Source organism: Mycobacterium sp. Root135, from assembly GCF_001426545.1.
GTDB lineage: Bacteria > Actinomycetota > Actinomycetes > Mycobacteriales > Mycobacteriaceae > Mycobacterium.
The window spans coordinates 79510-98323 of record NZ_LMEZ01000008.1; the positions used below are offsets into that span (position 1 = coordinate 79510).

General features: G+C 68.6%; 13 protein-coding genes and 2 pseudogenes. 9 read left to right on the plus strand and 6 right to left on the minus strand.

The features are described from left to right. Window positions 1-16 precede the first annotated feature (16 nt). Window positions 17-1368, plus strand: a pseudogene (locus ASD37_RS24210) (HNH endonuclease signature motif containing protein). Window positions 1369-1404: 36 nt separating this feature from the next. On the opposite strand, the gene ASD37_RS24215 reads toward ASD37_RS24210, so the two are convergent. The 3 genes from ASD37_RS24215 to ASD37_RS32560 all read right to left on the minus strand — a co-directional run bounded on the left by ASD37_RS24215 (window position 1405) and on the right by ASD37_RS32560 (window position 4203). Continuing rightward, window positions 1405-1632, minus strand: a complete 228-nt coding sequence (locus ASD37_RS24215) for a hypothetical protein (RefSeq protein WP_056558225.1) — start codon at window positions 1630-1632, stop codon at window positions 1405-1407. 201 nt (window positions 1633-1833) lie between these two features. After that, window positions 1834-2403: a chorismate mutase gene (locus ASD37_RS24220; protein ID WP_056557717.1), complete on the minus strand. Its 570-nt coding sequence runs from the start codon at window positions 2401-2403 to the stop codon at window positions 1834-1836. Window positions 2404-2508: 105 nt separating this feature from the next. After that, window positions 2509-4203 carry a PGRS repeat-containing protein gene (locus tag ASD37_RS32560; RefSeq protein WP_056557719.1) on the minus strand — a complete coding sequence of 565 codons (1695 nt, stop codon included), beginning with the start codon at window positions 4201-4203 and terminating at the stop codon, window positions 2509-2511. A 484-nt stretch (window positions 4204-4687) separates the two neighbouring features. Here ASD37_RS32560 and ASD37_RS24230 point away from each other — a divergent pair, with 484 nt between their 5' ends. Next, on the plus strand, window positions 4688-5098 hold the full coding sequence (locus ASD37_RS24230; RefSeq protein WP_056557721.1) for a helix-turn-helix domain-containing protein: 411 nt from the start codon (window positions 4688-4690) through the stop codon (window positions 5096-5098). A 1047-nt stretch (window positions 5099-6145) separates the two neighbouring features. On the opposite strand, the gene ASD37_RS24235 is transcribed toward ASD37_RS24230, so the two are convergent. Further along, entirely contained in the window at window positions 6146-6625 is a 480-nt protein-coding gene (locus tag ASD37_RS24235; RefSeq protein WP_056557723.1) for a helix-turn-helix domain-containing protein, read from the minus strand. Window positions 6626-6742: 117 nt separating this feature from the next. Between ASD37_RS24235 and car the strand changes: the two genes are divergently transcribed. The 3 genes from car (at window position 6743) to ASD37_RS32405 (ending at window position 12106) form a co-directional block, all read left to right on the plus strand. Continuing rightward, complete coding sequence (car, locus tag ASD37_RS24240) at window positions 6743-10273, plus strand: carboxylic acid reductase (protein WP_056557725.1); 3531 nt, start codon at window positions 6743-6745, stop codon at window positions 10271-10273. Window positions 10274-10361: 88 nt separating this feature from the next. Then, on the plus strand, window positions 10362-11591 hold the full coding sequence (locus tag ASD37_RS24245) for a hypothetical protein (RefSeq protein ID WP_056557727.1): 1230 nt from the start codon (window positions 10362-10364) through the stop codon (window positions 11589-11591). A 2-nt stretch (window positions 11592-11593) separates the two neighbouring features. Next, window positions 11594-12106 carry a TIGR02444 family protein gene (locus ASD37_RS32405; protein WP_056557730.1) on the plus strand — a complete coding sequence of 171 codons (513 nt, stop codon included), beginning with the start codon at window positions 11594-11596 and terminating at the stop codon, window positions 12104-12106. Between the two features lie 29 nt (window positions 12107-12135). Here ASD37_RS32405 and ASD37_RS24255 read toward each other — a convergent pair. Beyond that, a pseudogene (locus ASD37_RS24255) lies at window positions 12136-12984 on the minus strand (DMT family transporter); the annotation flags it as partial. A 71-nt stretch (window positions 12985-13055) separates the two neighbouring features. Here ASD37_RS24255 and ASD37_RS24260 point away from each other — a divergent pair. The 3 genes from ASD37_RS24260 to ASD37_RS24270 all read left to right on the plus strand — a co-directional run bounded on the left by ASD37_RS24260 (window position 13056) and on the right by ASD37_RS24270 (window position 15883). Then, window positions 13056-13949, plus strand: coding sequence for a LysR family transcriptional regulator (locus tag ASD37_RS24260; RefSeq protein WP_056557732.1), 894 nt, complete (start codon window positions 13056-13058; stop codon window positions 13947-13949). Between the two features lie 168 nt (window positions 13950-14117). After that, the gene (locus ASD37_RS24265) at window positions 14118-15380 is read left to right on the plus strand and encodes a molybdopterin-dependent oxidoreductase (RefSeq protein WP_235568552.1); all 1263 of its coding nucleotides are present in this window, start codon (window positions 14118-14120) and stop codon (window positions 15378-15380) included. Beyond that, window positions 15380-15883 carry a hypothetical protein gene (locus tag ASD37_RS24270; protein WP_056557734.1) on the plus strand — a complete coding sequence of 168 codons (504 nt, stop codon included), beginning with the start codon at window positions 15380-15382 and terminating at the stop codon, window positions 15881-15883. The genes ASD37_RS24265 and ASD37_RS24270 overlap by 1 nt, the downstream gene beginning before the upstream one ends. Here ASD37_RS24270 and ASD37_RS24275 read toward each other — a convergent pair. Next, entirely contained in the window at window positions 15843-17504 is a 1662-nt protein-coding gene (locus ASD37_RS24275) for an acetolactate synthase large subunit (protein WP_056557736.1), read from the minus strand. The genes ASD37_RS24270 and ASD37_RS24275 overlap by 41 nt on opposite strands. Window positions 17505-17603: 99 nt before the next feature. On the opposite strand from ASD37_RS24275, the gene ASD37_RS24280 reads away from it, so the two are divergent. Further along, a complete protein-coding gene (locus tag ASD37_RS24280) occupies window positions 17604-18779 on the plus strand; it encodes an alpha/beta fold hydrolase (protein ID WP_056557738.1) in 1176 nt (391 codons plus the stop codon). Window positions 18780-18814: the final 35 nt, after the last annotated feature.

The following is an 18814-nucleotide window of genomic DNA, read 5'->3' on the forward strand; positions in this document are numbered from 1 at the left end:
CTTCTATGATGGTGTCATGTCCACGGCGACAGCGTCTTTGAGCTCGAAGGAGCGCTTGGACGTGTTGTTCTCCGAGATGGAAGAACTCGCTGGGCAGCGCAATGCGATCGACAGCCGGTTGGTGGAGATCGCCGCGGAGATCGAGGGTGACGGGATCTGGGGTGCGACCGGCTGCCGGTCGGTGCCGGCGTTGGTGGCCTGGAAGTTGGGCGTCAGCCCGCATAGCGCGGAGACGATCGTGACCGCGGCGCGCCGTCTTGACGAGTTTCCGCGGTGTGCGGCGATGATGCGCGAGGGCCAGTTGTCGTTGGATCAGGTCGCTGTCATTGCCGAGCGGGCTGGCAAGGGTTCCGACGAGCACTACGCCCAGTTGGCGTCGGTTCCGACGAGCACTACGCCCAGTTGGCGTCGGTGGCCACGGTGACCCAGCTGCGGATGGCGATCAAGCTGGAGCCCCGTCCCAAACCGGACCGCAAGCCCGAACCGGAGCGGTCGGTCAGAAAGACTGTCGGCGAGACACATACGACGTATCGGATCACGCTGCCGAAGCTGGAGGCCGCGAAATTCGACGCCGCCATGGATTCTCATCGTGATGCGTTGGTGGCGGAGTGGAAGCGTGACCACGCCGGCGACGACGGCGATATCGAATCCGATATCGAATCCGGCGGCGCGTACGGGGAGGTCTACGGCGGGGCTCGGCACGGGGAGAACCCCGAGGGCCCGTCGGTGCAGGTGCCGCCGTTCCCCAACGCCGTGGATGCGTTGATGAGTGTGGTGGAGGCCGGGTGGGACAGTGACGTGGTACGTCGCCCGCATGGGCAGCACACCACCGTGGTCGTGCATCTGGACGTCGAAAGCCGCAATGCTGCTCTTCATTTGGGGTCGTTCCTGTCGGAGGAGGACCGTCGGTATCTGATGTGTGAGGCGGACTGCGAGGTGTGGTTGGAACGCCACGGCCAGGTGATCGGCTCCGGGCGGGCGACCCGCCAGATCAGCCGCCGCCTGCGCCGCGCGCTCGAACACCGCGACCGCTGCTGCGTGGTCCCCGGCTGCGGGGCGACCCGCGGACTACACGCCCACCACATCAAGCATTGGGAGGACGGCGGCACCACCGAACTCGACAACCTGGTGTTGCTGTGCCCGTTCCATCACCGCCTGCATCACAGTGGGGGCATCACCATCACCGGCCCCGCCGGGCAGCTGGTCGTGACCGACGCCGACGGCAAGACCCTCCACCCGGGATCGCTAGCGCGGCCACCGACTCAACCCCGACCATCGGTGAAACCGTGCCGCGGCCCGTTGGGGGAACGCGCCGAATGGTGGTGGTACACACCATTCGAACCGCAACCACCACCCTCGGAAGACTGATGGTCCTACGAACGTGACGAGCGGTCGGGAAGAGAACTACTCGGCGCCGACGCTCTCGCGGGTGACGAAGACGGACACGTAGCCGATCGGAATGCCGGTCAGCGCCGCGATGCACTCCCGCGCGGCCAGCTCGACCGTCGCACGCCGACGCGCGCGCGTCACGCCGCCGATCTCGGGAATCTGGATCAACCAGCCGTCGAACTCGCGGCCGATCTCGATGTCGAAGCTCTGTCCGACGGTGGGGCAGTTGACCCGAGGCGCGATGTGGTGCTGCCTACGAGAGCCGAAAGGGGTGTGTGCGCGCCGCAAGGTGGGCTGAAGAGGCATGAGAGATTTCCTGTGTCGGACGACGGACCGCGGGCAACAGTAGACCGTCGCCACCCCGAACGCCTAATCGGTCGACGACCGTGATATGCGCCGTCGCCCGAGGTCAACGCACCGTTCACCGCACCGATATCGGACGGTTCACTGGCAGTAGGACCCGGTCGCAAACATCAGCCCGCGCTGGTACAGCGGGTCCAAGCCCCTGGCGCCGACCACGGCGTTTCTGGCGGCCTCTAGATCGGCGAGGCAACTGGGCGAGTGCAGTGAATTCCATTGCGCCGCAATCTCGTCGACCATAGTGCGGTTGAGCCCGTCGATCGTGGTCCGAGACTCCGACAGGTTCGGCGCGGCGGTCGGAGCGGTGGCGGGGTCGAGCTTCCACTCGCTGAAGCGGCCGTATTCGACGCCGACCGTTGCACTGATCTGGTCGCGGAACACCCTTTGCACGTAGCCGTCGTCGACGCCGTGCTGGCTGGCTTGTGCGGTCACCGCGTCGATTACCTGTTGTTCACGCGCGGGGTCCTCGATCGACCCGCCCGTCGTCCACTTGGAGGCCGCCACCGGGTCGGCTATCTGAAGGCGTTGCGCGGCGGCGTCGACGAGAGCGAAGAGGGGGCTCGGCACGTCGGCGGTGGCCGGTGCCGGGGTGGCAGTCAGAACCAGCGCGACGCCCACAGCGGTGGACGCGACGCGTGAGGCAAAGAAGTTCATGTCGACACGCTAGCCAGAGCCACGGGTCGATACACGGCTGGGGACGTCGGCCGTAGCCGACGCCCCCAGGCGTTCACGGCGCCTATGCGCCGCGGTCATCAGTGATTACGAAGAGGCTCCGTTGGCCCCGTTCGCTCCCGCGTTGCCACCTGCACCACTGGATCCGGCAGTGCCGCCGCCTCCGGTGGCTCCGGTGCTGCCCGTGCTACCGGTGGCTCCGGTGGCTCCGGTGCTGCCGGCGGTACCGTTCGAACCGGTACTTCCGCTGTGCCCGGTTCCGCCGAAGATGCCACCGCTACCCGCGGTGCCCGCGCCGCCGCCCGAGCCTGCGCCGCCGCCTGCGCCACCGCTGGCGCCCGTTCCACCGGCACCACCCGCTCCGCCTGCGCCGCCGCTACCCGCAGCTCCGCCGGAGCCGCCGGTGGCCCCGGATCCACCGGCACCGCCCTGGCCACCCACACCGGTTCCGCCTGCACCCGTGCCCGCGCCGCCCGCGCCACCGGCGCCGCCGTTGCCGCCGGCAGCCCCGTTACCGCCGTTGCCGCCCGTCGCACCGGTACCGCCGGTTCCGCCGTTGCCGCCTGCCTGGCCGGTTCCGCCGCTGCCACCGTTGCCGCCCGTACCGCCGTTGCCAGCCGAACCGCCGCTACCGAACAGACCACCCTTTCCGCCGTTGCCGCCCGTACCTGCCGCGGTTCCGGACGTTCCCGCACCGCCTGCAGTGGTGCCGTTGGAGCCTGCCGTGCCGGCTCCGCCCGCGCTGCCCGTACCGCCAGCTTGGCCGGCCGCGCCGGTTCCGCCGTCGCCGCCGACACCGCCGCTTCCGCCCGTTGCTCCGCCGCTGATGCTGACAGCGGCGCCGCCCTTGCCTCCCGCGCCACCGTCAGTCGCGCCGGTTCCACCGTTGCCGCCGTCGGCTCCGTTGCCGCCGATCGCGACGCCGTTGACACCCGTAGTGGACGCCGCGCCGCCTGCGCCGCCCGCGCCACCGTTGGCACCGTCGGTCCCGGGGGCGCCTATCGCGCCATTACCACCGGTGGCGACGGGTGCCGTACCCGCTACCGCGCCGCCGGCACCGCCCGCGCCGCCCGGATTTCCGGTGTTGCCGGGGAGACCGTCGCCGCCGGTGACCGTTCCAGCCGCACCAGCTGCGCCAGCTACGCCGGCCGCGCCGGCAGGTGCCGGGTTGACCCCGTTCGCGCCGTTCGATCCGATTGTCGTGCCGTTCGGACCAGTGGTCCCGTTGGCTGCTGCGCCGCCGGTCGCCGAGGTCCCTGCTGTGCCGTCCGTCCCGGCTCCGCCGACGCCGCCCGCGCCGCCGTGGCCGAACAGGGCCAGCAGTCCGGCGTTGCCGCCGTTGCCACCATTCGCACTGGTGCCGCCCGCGCCACCCGCGCCGCCGCTGCCCAGTAGTGCGAAGACGCCGGCGTTGCCGCCGTTGCCGCCTGCCGCTCCCGCGCCACCGGCGCCGCCCGAGCCGCCGTTTCCGAAGATGACGAACGTTCCGGCGTTACCGCCGTTGCCGCCCACTGCGCCGAGGCCACCGGTGCCGCCGGAGCCGCCCGAACCGAAGAACAGACCGCCCTTGCCGCCGGTGCCGCCGGCCTGACCGACCGCGCCCGACCCGCCGGTGCCGCCGTAACCGAAGAGCAATCCGGCGTTACCGCCGTTGACCCCGGTCCCGACTCCGCCGTTGGTGCCGTTGTGCACGAAGATGTTGACGATCGGGACCAAGCCGACCAGGTTGATGACCTGATACAGCGGGGTGAACTGAACCGGTCCGATGAACGCAGCCGCCATCCCGGGGGACGTGGGAAGGTTCGTCGTCAGAAGGGTCCTTGCGCCGAACAAGGTGTCGCCCGTGGGCGCACACTGTGCCGGCAGGACGGGGCATCCCGTGCTGATAGCCGGAGATGGTGACTGACTTAGCACAGGCGCAGCCTGCGCGAGACCGGATCCGCAGGCAAGTGCGGCGCCGGCGCCGGCGATGGCGATACTTGTGGCTATTGAGTACTGCGAGCTCTTCTTCACGTGAATTCTCCCCTTTGGGCGGCTCGATCGAGCCGTGATCTTGGCTTTTCTGCGGGTGACGCGTCATCCCTGATGGCGGTCGCGACCGGTGTCGCAAACACTGTGTCGTCTCTTTTCGCCGAGTGCTTCTGCATGTCAGCATACCGATATGCGTGCGTGCCTGCAAGAGAAAGAAGTGACGGAGCTAACGAGTTTCGTCATCAATTCGTTTGCCGGGGGGTCGTATGGGCGGCGTAGGGGATAGATTGACCCGATGGCGGAGTCGACGTGGTGGCAGTACGTGCTCACCGTCACCGGCGGTGCCGCACAAAAGGACATCGCCGAGACCGCGGGAATCGATCAATCCAGCATTTCTCGCTGGCAACGCGGTACCACTACGCCGCGGGCTGAGGCGGTCGTCGCCCTGGCTCGGGCCTACGGACGCTCGCCGGTCGAGGCGTTGGTTGCCGCCGGCTACCTCGAGCGCGACGAGCTCGGTGTCGTGGAACTGACGACGCTCACCGGTGATCTCAGCAGGGTGTCGGTTGACTCACTGCTAAGCGAGCTTCGGCGCCGGGTGCTCGGATCTCAGGATTCGCAGTCCTGGCCGGCTGGCTGGGCCGCCGACGACTCGAGCATGGGCGGGTCGCAATATCGCCAAGAGGGCGGCGATCTCGGTCGCTGACAGGTCCTCGGGTCGCACCCGGGTCATCACCTGCTCAAGCTCCCACCGCACGTGAGGATGTTCTGACCGCGTGGTGCTCGGGTTCGCATTGATGTGGTCGCCTACCTTCGAAATGCCCTGCTCGCTGAGTTCATATGGAGGGCGGCAGGGATTGGGCCGACCCATGTCGCCGAACCACGAGTGGACTCGTGTACGGGCGACGGTTCCAATCGTGCACCCTTCGAACGATATCCACAAGCAAACACGGTGACGGATTCTGCGTTTGCGACAAATTGGCGCTCACATCGTTAGCCGATGTTAGTTCGAGCGCCGGTGCGGCTGGGCTCGCCGCGGTGCATGAAGCCTGCAAGGCATCCCCGTCGAGCTCAAAGTCGTGTGTCGTCAGGACCGTCGTGCACCTGGCATTTCATCAAAAATTGCAGGTGAAGCTGGGTGCCGCGTGGCTGGTGGGGTCGTCGCCGGCCATGCGGCCACGCCCATGCGTCCGGCTGGCCGAAGGGCGTCACCAATTGGTAAGCGGCGTTTCGGTGTGGGCTGCGACGCCTCGGACACGTTGCCCAGAGCTACGCATCCGGCTGTCGGATGACGGCTCTCGCAAGGCCTGCAGCGAACGACATGTGAAACGATCTTGAAAACGGGCCGGTCGTTCCGTTAGTGGGGCGCAGCCGTGGACCGGCAATGTGCGCGGCGATGCCAGCCCGTCGGCGCGGAGGTCCGTTGGGTTGACGCGACCGTTTGCGTCGGTTCACGGGAGTCGTGGTGCGGCGCAGCGTGAAGGTGGGAGTGGCGGCGACCTGCGCGCGGATCGTCGTCGGATGTCGGCGCCGATGACGCCATGGCCGCCGGTGTCGAGGCGGGTTCGGGCGCGCCGGTCACATCGAAGATTGGGAGACGCAAACGCACTCGCGGGTCGTCATGCAGACGTGTCCGTCGTCGGCCGAGTGCGCGGCAGACACCGTGATCGTCGGTCGCCGCTGAAAACGGCGATTCTTGGACACGCGTCGACGTCGTCCTAGCCAAGCGGTGACCTCTCGGCAAACGCTCGGCTCAGGTCGTGCGGTCGCGGCGCCGCACGGACGCCTCGATGCCTGCGGCGGTGACGACGTGCCCGTCCTCGCAACGCACGTCGACGACGATCGGGCTCCCGCAGTCGTCATGGGTCATGGCGATGCGACCGCCATCGGACCGCGTCCAGCGATTGCCCCACTGCATCAGGGCGAGCAGGGCCGGAAGCAGCTCCTCACCCTTGGGCGTGAGGTGGTAGTCCTCACGGCTCCGTTGTCCGGCAACGTGATAGGGCCGCCGTTCGAGCAAGCCCTCGTCGACGAGCTCCTTGAGGCGCGCCGCGGTGATTCGTTCGCTCACCTGAGCCCGACGGACGAACTCGTCGAAGCGGTGGGCGCCGTAGAACGCCTCTCGCAGCAACAGCATGCTGGCGCGTCGCCCCACGACGTCGAGGGCGGCGGCCATCGTGCAATTGGCTGCCGACCAGCCGTCACGATCGGCGAGCGCACCCTTCAGCGTCATCGAACTCACAGTGTCATGATGCCATGCTGACTTGCCAGAGGTAAAGTCAGCGTCGTAGGGTCTGACTTACCCGGGGCGCAGTCAGCATGCAGGCGACCCACCAGACGCGAGGTGGCAATGACGATCGACGTATCCCCCCAGGCCGCGGCAGTCGACCGCACCGCCGCACTCCTCGCGAAGGATCCGCAGATCCAGCGCGCCGCCCCGAAGCCCGACGTCGTCGCGGCCGCCCGCGCGCCGGGTCTGCGTCTCGCCGAGGTACTCGCCACCTTCGTCGACGGGTACGGGGACCGGCCGGCGATCGGCAGTCGGGCCCGCTCCGTCGTCACCGATCCCGGGACGGGCCGTCGCGTGGCCCTCCTACGGCCCGAGTTCGACACCACCTCCTACCGCGAGTTGTGGTCCGACGTCACCGCCGTCGCGAATGCGTGGAGCCAGGCCTCGGATGCGCCCGTCCGAGCGGGGGACTTCGTCGCCACCATCGGCTTCGCGAGTGGGGACTACCTGACTGTCGACCTCGTCTGCGGCTACCTCGGCTTGGTCGCCGTGCCGCTGCAGCACAACGCGCCGGTGTCGCGGCTGCAACCGATCCTCGCCGAAACCGAGCCTGTGGTCCTCGCCGTCAGCGCCGCCTACCTCGACCTGGCGGTGGAATCGGCCCTGGGCAGCCCGTCGCTGCGGCGGTTGGTCGTCTTCGACTACTCAGCCGACGTCGACGACGACCGCGACCGGCTCGAGGCCGCAACGGCTCGGCTCGCCGCCGAAGGCATGGACGTCGTCGTGGAAACGCTCGGCGCCGCGGCTGAGCGGGGACGCGCCCTGCCGCAGACGCCCCCCTACACCGGCGGTGACCTGGACCGGCTCGCGATGATTCTGTACACCTCGGGCAGCACGGGTGCGCCGAAGGGCGCCATGTGGACCGAGAAGATGGTCGCCACCCTGTGGACGTTGCCGCTCAAGGCGCCGGACGCTCCGGTGGTCAACGTCAACTTCCTCCCGCTGAATCACCTGGGCGGACGGATCCCGCTGTCCTCGGCCTTCCAGGCGGGCGGCACGAGCTACTTCGTGCCCGAGAGCGATCTGTCGACGCTGTTCGAGGACTGGTCCCTGGTGCGGCCCACCGACGTCGGTCTGGTGCCCCGCGTGGTGGACATGCTGTTCCAGCGCTACCAGCATGGCGTGGAGCGGCTGGTGTCCCACGGGGTCGACGAGGCGACGGCCGACACCCTCGCCAAAGCCGAACTGCGCGAACACGTCTTCGGTGGCCGCGTCGTCGGCGGATTCGTCAGCACCGCACCGCTTTCCGCGGAGATGAAGACGTTCATCGAGTCCTGCCTCGACGCCACCCTGACCGACGCCTATGGGCTCACCGAGATCGGTGCCGTCACGTCCGACGGAATCATCGTGCGGCCCTTGGTGATCGACTACAAACTCGTCGACGTGCCGGAGCTCGGTTACTTCAACACGGACCGGCCGTATCCACGTGGCGAGCTGCTGGTGAAGAGCAACGGCGCCACGCCCGGGTACTACAAGCGGCCAGAGGTGACGGCGGAGGTCTTCGACGCCGACGGGTACTACCGCACGGGTGACGTGATGGCGGAGATCGCCCCGGACCACCTCGTCTACGTGGACCGGCGCAACAACGTCATCAAGCTGTCTCAGGGTGAGTTCGTCGCGGTTGCGAACCTCGAAGCCGTCTATGCCGGTGCCCCCCTGGTGCGCCAGATCTTCCTCTACGGCAACAGTGAACGCGCCGCGCTGCTGGCGGTCGTCGTCCCGACCGAGGATGCGCTGGTGCGGTTCGACGGCGATTCCGCCGGGCTGAAGGCGGCGCTGCTGCAGACGCTGTCGCAGACCGCGCGCGAGGCGGAGCTGCAATCCTACGAGCTGCCCGCCGACATCCTGGTCGAGGAGACCCCGTTCAGCGCCGCCAACGGGCTGCTGTCGGGGGTGGGAAAGCTGTTGCGGCCCAAGCTCAAGGATCACTACGGCGCCGCGCTTGAGCAGACGTACGCCGACCTCGACGGTGCCAGGGCCGACGAGCTGCGTGCGCTGCTCGACGCTGCCGCCAGCCAGCCCGTCGTCGACTCCGTCGTGCAGGCCGCTCAGGCACTGCTGGGCATCTCGGGCAGCGGACCGGAGCCCACGGACAAGTTCCTCGACCTCGGCGGCGATTCGTTGTCGGCGTTGACGTTCTCCAATCTGCTGCAGGACGTCTTCGGCGTCGAGATGCCGGTGGGCGTGATCATCGGCCCGACGACGACGCTGGCCGACATCGCGGCGTACGTGGAGCGCGAACGCTCAGGGGAGTCGGCTGGTGCAACCTTCGGCAGCGCCCACGGTGTCGGCGCCACTGTGGTCCGTGCCTCGGATCTGACGCTCGACAAGTTCCTGCCGGCGGATCTGCTGTCCAATGCCGTTGCACTACCGCCGGTTTCGGCCGACGAACCGCGGAACGTCCTGCTCACGGGAGCCAACGGCTACCTGGGCAAGTTCCTCGCCCTGGATTGGTTGCAGCGGCTGTCGGGCGTTGGCGGGACGCTGGTCTGCCTGGTTCGCGGCGACGACGTACCGTCGGCGCGAGCCCGCCTGGAGGCGGTGTTCGATGGCGAGGACCCGGCGCTGCTCGACCAATTCCGTCGGCTCGCCGAGAAGCATCTGGTGGTGATCGTCGGTGACGTGGCCCAGCCCCGGTTCGGTCTCGACGAGGGTGCGTGGCAGCGGTTGGCGGACAACGTGGACCTCGTCGTGCACCCGGCGGCGCTGGTGAACCACGTGCTGCCCTACTCACAGCTGTTCGGCCCCAACGTCGTCGGCACCGCGGAGGTGATCCGGCTGGCGATCACCTCGCGGCGCAAACCCGTCGCCTACGTGTCCACCGTGTCGGTCGCGATGACCGTCGACCCGGCTCGCTTCGAGGAGGACGGCGACATCAGGACGGTCAGCGCCGAGCGCCCAGTCGACGACTCCTACGCCAACGGCTACGGCAACAGCAAGTGGGCGGGCGAGGTTCTGCTCAGGGAGGCCCACGACCTCTGCGGCCTGCCCGTGACGGTCTTCCGGTCGGGCATGATCCTCGCCCACCGCAGCTATGCGGGTCAGCTCAACGTCCCAGACATGTTCACCCGCTTGATCTTCAGCGTGCTGGCCACCGGTCTGGCGCCGACGTCGTTCTACGCGAGGGACGCCGACGGGCACCGGCAGCGTTCGCACTACGACGGTCTGCCGGTGGACTTCGTCGCCGAGGCGATCACGACACTCGGGGCCGAGACGAAGACCGGGTTCCGGTCCCTGGACGTGATGAACCCCCACGACGACGGGATCTCGCTTGACGTGTTCGTCGACTGGCTGGTCGAGTCGGGTCGTCGCATCGCCCGCATCGACGACTACGACGAGTGGTTCCGGCGCTTCGAGACCGCTCTTCGCGCCTTGCCCGAGCACCAGCGGCAGCAGTCGGTGCTGCCGCTGCTGCATGCCTACCGCCGGCCCGAGGCACCCGTCCAGGGTTCGCTGGCACCGGCCGAGGCGTTCCAGGCGGCCGTGCGCGCCGCGAAGATCGGTGTGGACCAGGACGTTCCGCACCTGACCCAGGACTTCATCGGCAAGTACGTATCGGACTTGCGACTGCTCGACGTCCTGACTTCGTAACCGGCGCGCGGCGTTTCGGGGCGCCAAGGCGGCGGTGACGGGGGTGGCGAACTAGGTTGGTGTCTTCCGGCGACGACAGGGGACCACCATGGGACGCGGCACGACGTTCGGCGCCGTCGGCGCATGTGCGCTGATGCTCGTCGGCTGTGGTGGCTCGGGCGGCAACGAACAGGCTGCAGCGCAGAGCCCCAGTTCGGCGAGCAGCACCGCGGCGCCGCGGCCCGTCATCAGCCCGTCGGTGCTCGACGCGGGCGCCTACCCGACCTCGCCGCGCCCACCGCTCGGCGTCGCGGGTAATCCGGCCACCGGGGCGGTGGCCGACGCCCAGCACATGGCCGACTTCGTGATCGGCCCATGGGAGGTCGACGACAAGCTCGTCGGCACCTATCTCAACAGCTACTACGTGCTGAATTCGGCCGACGGCTTGAAGCAGTTGGGTCCAGAGGGAGTGGCGACTGCGGCGGGCCAGGCCGGGATGATCAACGGATTCGCCTCAGCCCGGCAGATTCAGGCCGAAGCGGCCGACCAGGACGCCGGCCGCGAGGCGATGGTGAACGCCGTGCTGCGCTTCCCGAATCCGGCGGCGGCGGTGGCAGCCAGCACCGCGATGGGTGAGGCCGCGGCCAGGCAACCCGTCAAGGGCGTCACCCCGACGGTGGTGACCATCCCCGGCCATCCCGACTCCGTCGCCTCGACCTATCCGTTCACGCCGAGCGGCACCGCTCAGCCCAGGGCCACCGTGCGTTCGTTCACACCCCATGGTCCGTACGTGTTCATGCACTTCGTCCAGTCCGTCGACGGCGTCGACCGTGCGACGAGCCTGGTGGCCAAGGCGGTCGACGCCCAGGGGCCTGCGATCGACGAGTTCGTGCCCGCAGGTGACCTCGCCGCAGTCCCGCTCGACCCGACCGGGCTGTTGGCCAAGACCCTGCCCGCCGGCGTGGACGAGGCCGCGAAGAATGCGGTGTACGCGACGAGGGGAGCGGAGCACTTCCAGAGCAACCCGGTTGCCTCTGAGACGCTGTTCTCCGACACCGGAACCACCCAGGTCGCGATGGGCAGCACGAACGTCTACCAGACCAAGGACGACGGTGCCGCGGTCATGATCACCAACGCGTTCAGCCAGGAGATGACGTCGGACGGGATGGCGATCGCCGACACGGTCACGGCCCTGCCCGACAGCCACTGCTACGCGCTGACGCAGGCGTTCTACTGCGTGGCGCCTGCAGGCCGGTACGCGATCGAGGCGCGTAGCGCGCAGCTTGCCGACGTGCACCAGCAGCTGTCCGCCCAGTACGTCATGCTCACGGCCAAGTAGGCGTGTCGGACTCCCTGAACGACTTCGCGTTGGCGGTCTACGCCGCCGACGGTGTGTCCGGTGCGTGCCTGACCCTGCAGGACCGCCTCGACGTCGACGTGAACGTGGTGTTGTTCGCCGCGTATCTCGGCGCGGTGCGTGCCGAAAGCCTCAGCGCCGCAGGGCTCGTCGCCGCGCTGGACCGCGTCGGCGATTGGCATCGCGAGGTGGTGCAACCGTTGCGGTCCGTCCGGCGGCGGCTCAAGGCCCACCCGGCCGAGGCACCGACCGCGACGGCTGCCGCTCAGTTGCGCGCGGACGTCCAACGGCTGGAGATCGACGCGGAAATGGTCGAACTCGCCGAGCTCGGTGCATTGGCAGCCACGGGGTTTCAGCCCGTTGCGTCCGGGACGGCGGCCGAACGCGCGACCGAGGCGATGGGCACGGTGGTCGGCGACGAACTCGACGCCGAGCTGCGCGCCGCGGTAGGAGTCATCGCCTCGGCGGCTGCGTCGTGGGCGGCCCGGTCGGCCTGACCCTCGGCGTTTCTGGCCAGGTAGGTGCCCGCCAGGATCAGCACGGCACCGACCACGCCGACGATCGTCACCGGATCGCCTCCCACCATGACTCCGATCGCGGCCGCCCACAGTGGCTCGGTGCCCAGCAGCACGCTCACCCTGGCGGCAGACGTGCGGCGCGCGGCCCACATCTGGACGACGAACGCGAAGACCGTGCACGTCAGCGCCAAGTGGAGCACCAGGACCCACGAGTGCGCGGTCAGATGGGCGGCGACCTCGACCACACCGCGTTCGGTCGTCACCGAAAGAACGACGAAAACCGCTAGTGCGACCACGAATTGGACGAGTGTCGTCCGCGCGGGGTCGAGCTCCCGGCCCGCGGACGCCCGCGAGATCACGATCACGTGCACCGAACGTGCCGCGGCTGCAAGCAGCATCAGGACGTCACCGAGGCTCGGCACGGCAAAGCCGCCGTTCTGGGTCAGGAGGCCGACGCCGGCCACCGCCATGGCGACGGCGCCGTAGAACGTGGCCGGCAGGCGGGGGACGCCGACGCGTCGGTCGAGCAGTGGCGTGATGACGATCGTCAACGAGATGATGAGACCGGCGTTGGCGGCGGAGGTCTTGGTGACCCCGAAGGTCTCGAGCGCCAGGATCACGCTGAGGATCGTGCCGAACACCGAACCCCATGCCACCTCGGCGCGCACGAGCCCGCGCAGCCGCGGTGCCACGACGAGGGCGAGGCCGATCACGGCAAGGCCGAATCTGATTGCCAGGAAGCCGAATACGCCGTCACCGGTGACGGCGTCCTTGGCGGCGAGGTAGCTCGATCCCCACGCAACGGCGACCGCGAGCAAGGCGAGGTCGACGGTGCGCGGGTTCGTGGTGGGTGTCACGGGTCAATCGTGAGCGGGGAGGTATCGGTAGACAAGCGAAACTAACTTCCGATAATGAGTAGGATTTCTACATGGATGTCGAGCGGCTGCGGCTGCTGCGAGAACTCGCCGAACGCGGCACCGTGAACGCCGTGGCCCGGGCGATGTCGCTGACTCCGTCCGCGGTGTCCCAGCAGCTCAAGATCCTGCAGCGCGAGGCGGGGGTGCCACTGCTCGAGCCCGACGGGCGGCGGGTCCGGCTCACCGACGCGGGCCGCACCCTGGTCGCGCGGACCGACGAGGTGCTCGCCGCGCTGGATCGCGCCCACGCGGACATGGATGGCTACCGGACCACGCCCCGCGGCACCGTCCGGGTGGTGATGTTCCCGTCGGGTGCGGCAATGCTGTTGGCGGGCCTCATCACTCGCGCGGCCGAGTTGGGCGTGGAGGTGCTCGGCCGCGACGTCGACCAGCCCGCGGCGAACGCGCCCGCACTGCTGGCCGACGCCGACGTCGTGGTGGTGCACCGCGACGCGCGCGACACGACGCAACTGAGCCCGCGGCTGGACACCACCGTGCTGCTGAGGGAACCCTTCGACGTGCTGCTACCTCCCGGCCACCGCCTCGCAGGCCAGGACGAGGTGGCACTGCGGGATCTGGCCGAGGAGTCGTGGGTGGGCGTCGAGGGCGGCCTCGTCCTCGACGACGTGATGCGGTCGCTGGCCGCGGTGTCGGAAGTGCAACCACGAATCGTGCAACGGGTCAACGACTTCCGCGTCGTCGAGGAGTTGGTGCTCGCCGGGGTCGGGATAGCGCTGATGCCGCGCTACTCCATGGGGGTTCGCGACCTGGTGCGCAAGCCGCTCGGCGGGGTGCGGGCCGCCCGTCGCATCGAGGCCGTGACCCGCACCGGTGCGGCCACCCGTCCGGCCGTTGCGGCCGTCGTCGAGATCCTGGTGGAGTTGGCCGCTGACGTCGCGCGGTAGTCGTCGGCCAAACCATTTCCCATTGCCGTGTAACGCGTCGCCGACGAGGTGACACTGAGGTACGGAGTCAGCGTCGACATCCGCTCCGACAACGGCAACGAATGGGTACACGTGGACGATCACGACCGACCCCCACGCCGCGGGTTTCCCGCCGGCCTCTGGCGGGCGCTGGAGGAACACCCGCCACCAGGGCTGTCTCGGATCCGATGGCGCAGTCCGCTGCGCGGTCCGTGGCTGACGTCGGTCTTCGCCTCCGCGCTGCTCGTCGTGCTGCCGATCGTCATCGTCACCGGCCTGCTGTCCTACATTGCGTACGGGCCGAAGTTCGGCCAGGCCATTCCGTTCGACGTGGGGTGGCTCAAGCTGCCGTCGTTCGACTGGCCGAGCAACCCCAGTTGGCTGTACCGACTGAACCAGGGGCTGCACGTCGGCCTTGGGTTGATCATGGTCCCGCTGGTGCTCGCCAAGCTCTGGTCGGTGATCCCTCGGCTCTTCACCTGGCCACCGGCCCGGTCGCTGGCCAGCGTGCTCGAGCGCATCTCGCTGTTGATGATCGTCGGCGGCGTGCTCTTCGAGATCGTCACCGGTGTGCTGAACATCCAGTACGACTACATCTTCGGGTTCAGTTTTTACACCGCGCACTACTTCGGCGCGTGGGTGTTCATCGCGGGTTTCGTCTCTCACGTCGCGATCAAGCTGCCCACGATGATTCGCAGTCTGCGGTCTCGCTCATTCATCACCGTGCTGCGGACCTCGCGGGCCGACACCGTGCCCGAACCGCTCGACGAGGACGGGTTGGTGGCGCCCGATCCGGATCCGCCAACGCTGAGCCGCCGGGGGATTCTGGCGGTCGTCGGCGGTGGCGCGCTGTTGGTGGCGGTGTTGACCGTAGGCCAGACCATCGGCGGCTGGACCCGCCAATTCGCGATCCTGTTGCCGCGGGGCCGCAGTTACGGCGGCGGACCCAACGACTTCCAGGTCAACCGGACCGCGGCCAGCGCGCGCATCGACCCGGGGTTGACCGGTGACCGGTGGCGTCTGCAACTGCTCGACGGCCCGGGACCGGTCGTCCTCGACCGCGCCGCATTGGCCGCGATGCCGCAGCACACCGTCGACCTGCCGATCGCCTGCGTCGAGGGCTGGTCGACCGTCGAGACGTGGACCGGCGTGCGGCTCGCCGACCTCGCCGCCGCGGCGGGGCGACCGGTACCGGGGTCGGCGGTGGTGTCCTCCCTGGAGCGGTTCGGGGCGTTCAACCGGGCCCGACTGCAGCGCAACCAAGTGCTCAATCCCGATGCGCTACTGGCATTTCGGGTGAACGGCGCGGAGCTGTCACCGGACCACGGCTACCCGGCCAGGATCATCGTGCCTGCGCTTCCCGGTGTGCACTGCACCAAGTGGGTGGCCTCCATCGAATTCCGGGAGTCCTGATGTCCGCCTTCAGGCGTCTGTACGGAGACCACGTCCTGCACCTCATCGTCCTGGTGGCCGCACTGGCTCTCGGCGCCTACACGATCTCGGTGCTCGGGGTCGACCAGTTGTTCAACCCCCGGGTGTGGTGGCAGTCGATCGCGGTGTGGTTCGCCGTGGCAGTCATCGGCCACGACCTCATCCTGTTCCCGCTGTATGCGCTCGCCGAGCGGTTGCTGCCCAAGGGGCGCCGACGTACCGACGCCGATACGGCGCGGCGGGTGCCGATCCTCAACTACCTCCGGTTACCCACCCTCGCAACGGCGTTGACGTTCGCCATGTTCCTGCCCGGCATCGTCGAGCAGGGCGCCTTCACCTACACCGCGGCGACCGGCCTCACCCAGGAGCCGTACCTCTCGCGGTGGCTGCTGCTGGTGGCGGGCTTCTACCTGATCAGCGCCGTCTGTTACCTGGTGCGGAGCCTCATGACCAGGACTCGTCCAGCTCACCCAGCGACTCGATGAGAGCGCTGTTGACGCTGTAGTCGACCGGGCAGGCGATGACGCTGACCGTGTCGGCCGCCAGCGCCTCGCGCAGAGTCGGCAGCAATTCGTCGGCTGAGGCGATGCGGTATCCCTTGGCGCCGAAACTTTCTGCGTAGGCGACGAAGTCGGGATTGGTGAACCGGGTGTCGACGTTGTGGCCGATCTCCAGATCCATCTTCCAACTGATCAATCCGTAGGCGTCGTCGACCCAGATCAGGATGACGATGGGGGTGCCGACCCGCAGCGCCGTCTCGATTTCCTGGGAGTTCATCAGGAACGAGCCGTCGCCGGTGGCCACCAGGACCTTGGCCTCGGGCCGGGCGATCTTCGCGGCGATCGCACCGGGCAGCGTCCACGCCATGGTGGACAGGCCGTTGGAGATCAGGCACGTGTTGGGTTCGTAGGTCGGGTAGAGCCGTGCCATCCACATCTTCAACGCCCCGGTGTCGACGAGCACGATGTCGTCGCGTCCCAGTGCTTCCCTGGTGTCGGCGACGATGCGCGCCGGCGCGAGCGGGAACCTGTCGTCGTCGCGGCCGTTGTCGAGCTCCCGGGTAAGCAGCTCCCTGATGCGCTCCTGCCCGGACGTCGGCGGCTGTTCGCGTTTCACGGCGGCGGCCAGCTCGTCGAGGCAGCGCCCGATGTCGGCGTGCAGGCCGACGGCGACGTCGTAGTGCGCGTCGACTTCGGCCGGAAAGCGGTGGATGTGAATGATCTTCGTGTCGCCGCGGGGGTTGATGCGGACCGGGTCGAACTCCTGGAGTTCGTAGCCCGCCGCCACGATCACGTCGGCCTGGTCGAACCCGAAGTTCACGTAGTCGTGACGCATGAAGCCGACCGCGCCCAGTGCCAGGAGATGGTCGTCGGGCATGACGCCCTTGCCGTGGAACGTGGTGGCCACCGGGATGTCGAGTGTCTCGGCGAAGCGGCGCACCGCGGCTGAGGCATCGGTGCGGGCGGCGCCGTGACCGGCCAGCACCACGGGGTTGCGGGCGGTCCTGAGAATCTCGGCGGCGCGGGCGATCTGGGTTGCCGAGGGGTCGTCGGGCCGCGGCACGTTGACCCGCAGCGGGACGGCCGCCTCGGGGGCGTCGGCGGATTCGACGTCCTCCGGGACGGCCAGGTACACCGCGCCGGGGCGCTCCGTTTGGGCGAGCTTGAACGCCTTGCGCACCATCTCGGGCACGGCGCCGGGCGTCGCGACCAGCGCGGACCACTTGGTGACCGGCGCGAACATCGCAACCAGGTCGACGCCCTGATGCGACTCCTTGTAGCTGCGCCGCATCCCGACTTGGGCGGAAAGGGCAAGCACCGGAGTCGAATTGGTCGTGGCGTCGGCGACGCCGAGTAGCAGGTTGATGGCACCGGGACCCAGGGTCGCCGAGCAAACCCCGGCCCGGCCCGTGAGCCGGCCGTAGACCTCCGCCATGAACGACGCACCCTGCTCGTGCCGGGTAAGCACGTATTCGATCGACGATCTCGAGAGCGCGTCGACCAGCCTGATGTTCTCCTCGCCGGGAATGCCGAAGACGTGGGTGACGCCCTCGTTCTCCAAGCATTCGACGATCAACTCGGCTGTGATGCGACTGGGTGCTGCCATTCCCCGAGCCTAGACACCGGGGCAATACCGGGTAGCCGGTAGACCGTTTGGGGGTAAGCGTCGTCGACGCCGGCGGGCCGGCAGGACACGATCGAAGGCATGACCGAACAGTTCACCCCTCGCGACCAGGCCGCGACGCTCGAGACGCTGTGGGCGGCCGGGTTCGTGGGCGACGGGGGAGCCGATGTCGGCGAGATGCTCGCCACGGCCGCGCGAATCCCGGACGGCGACGACGACGCGTGGCAGACCACATGGCGCATGACGGCGCAGCGTGTGGCGCGGCACGGTCAGGCGTCGCTCGACCTCGGTGACGTCGTCAGTGCGCGGGAGGCGTTCCTGCGGGCCTCGAACTACTTTCGTCTTGCCGACTTCTTCTGCGGGGACGATCCGGGCGATGACCTCGGCGCGATGAGCCTCGCGCGCTGTTCACGCGGGTACTTCGAGCGCGCCGCGGGGATGGCGGACGCGCGGTTCGCCACCGTGCGCATCCCGTACGAGGGTGGCACCATGCCGGGGCACCTGTTCCTCGTCGACGACGGCGGGAAGCCGCGACCAACGATCATATACACCAACGGTTTTGGCGCGTCGTGCGAAGAGGGCTACCTCGTCGTCGGGGCGGCTGCGTTGCGACGCGGCTACAACTTCCTGGCCTACGACGGTCCGGGGCAGGGCGCGATGCTGCGCGAGCAGAAGGTGACGATGCGCCCCGATTGGGAGAACGTTCTCGGCCCCGTCGTCGACTTCGCCTCGGGGATTCCGGAAGTCGACGCCGACGCGATCGTGCACTTCGGCCACGGCCTCGGCGGCTACCTGGTTGCTCGGTATGCCGCGCACGGCGGGCGGCCGGCCGCCATCGTCTGCAACGACGGCATGACGACGTTCTACGCGTCGTCCCCGCCGATTCCGGAACCGATCCTCAGCCTCGTCGAAGACGAGCGCGACGACGAGGCGGTCGCGCTGCTCGACGTCGTGATGAAGGAGAGTGCCAGGGCGCGCCGGGACCTTCGGACCGGTAAATGGGCATTCGGTGGCGCGACCGCGGTCGACTACGTCCGGAGCTCCGCCGAGTACACGTTGACCAGAGACGACATCCGCCACATCACCAGCCCCACCCTGGTCCTCGAAAACACCGGCGACGCGTCACGTGCGGGGCAGGCGGCCAGTTTCGCCCGTGCGATGACCGCACCCGTCACGTACGTGGTGATGCGCGACGCCGACGATGCGTTGCACCAGAAGGTCTTCGACTTCCTGGCGGCGACGCTTCGGGCCGGCTAGGTCGACCGATCGCCGAAAAGGGGTCCCCTCCAGGC

What these genes read in the sequence shown, in the direction of transcription:
- ASD37_RS24220 (WP_056557717.1), bottom strand. Translation starts at nt 2,403, where the DNA reads ATGAACTTCTTTGCCTCACGCGTCGCGTCCACCGCTGTGGGCGTCGCG.
- ASD37_RS32560 (WP_056557719.1), bottom strand. Translation starts at nt 4,203, where the DNA reads ATGGCGGCTGCGTTCATCGGACCGGTTCAGTTCACCCCGCTGTATCAG.
- ASD37_RS24230 (WP_056557721.1), top strand. Translation starts at nt 4,688, where the DNA reads ATGGCGGAGTCGACGTGGTGGCAGTACGTGCTCACCGTCACCGGCGGT.
- ASD37_RS24235 (WP_056557723.1), bottom strand. Translation starts at nt 6,625, where the DNA reads ATGACGCTGAAGGGTGCGCTCGCCGATCGTGACGGCTGGTCGGCAGCC.
- car (WP_056557725.1), top strand. Translation starts at nt 6,743, where the DNA reads ATGACGATCGACGTATCCCCCCAGGCCGCGGCAGTCGACCGCACCGCC.
- ASD37_RS24245 (WP_056557727.1), top strand. Translation starts at nt 10,362, where the DNA reads ATGGGACGCGGCACGACGTTCGGCGCCGTCGGCGCATGTGCGCTGATG.
- ASD37_RS24260 (WP_056557732.1), top strand. Translation starts at nt 13,056, where the DNA reads ATGGATGTCGAGCGGCTGCGGCTGCTGCGAGAACTCGCCGAACGCGGC.
- ASD37_RS24270 (WP_056557734.1), top strand. Translation starts at nt 15,380, where the DNA reads ATGTCCGCCTTCAGGCGTCTGTACGGAGACCACGTCCTGCACCTCATC.
- ASD37_RS24275 (WP_056557736.1), bottom strand. Translation starts at nt 17,504, where the DNA reads ATGGCAGCACCCAGTCGCATCACAGCCGAGTTGATCGTCGAATGCTTG.
- ASD37_RS24280 (WP_056557738.1), top strand. Translation starts at nt 17,604, where the DNA reads ATGACCGAACAGTTCACCCCTCGCGACCAGGCCGCGACGCTCGAGACG.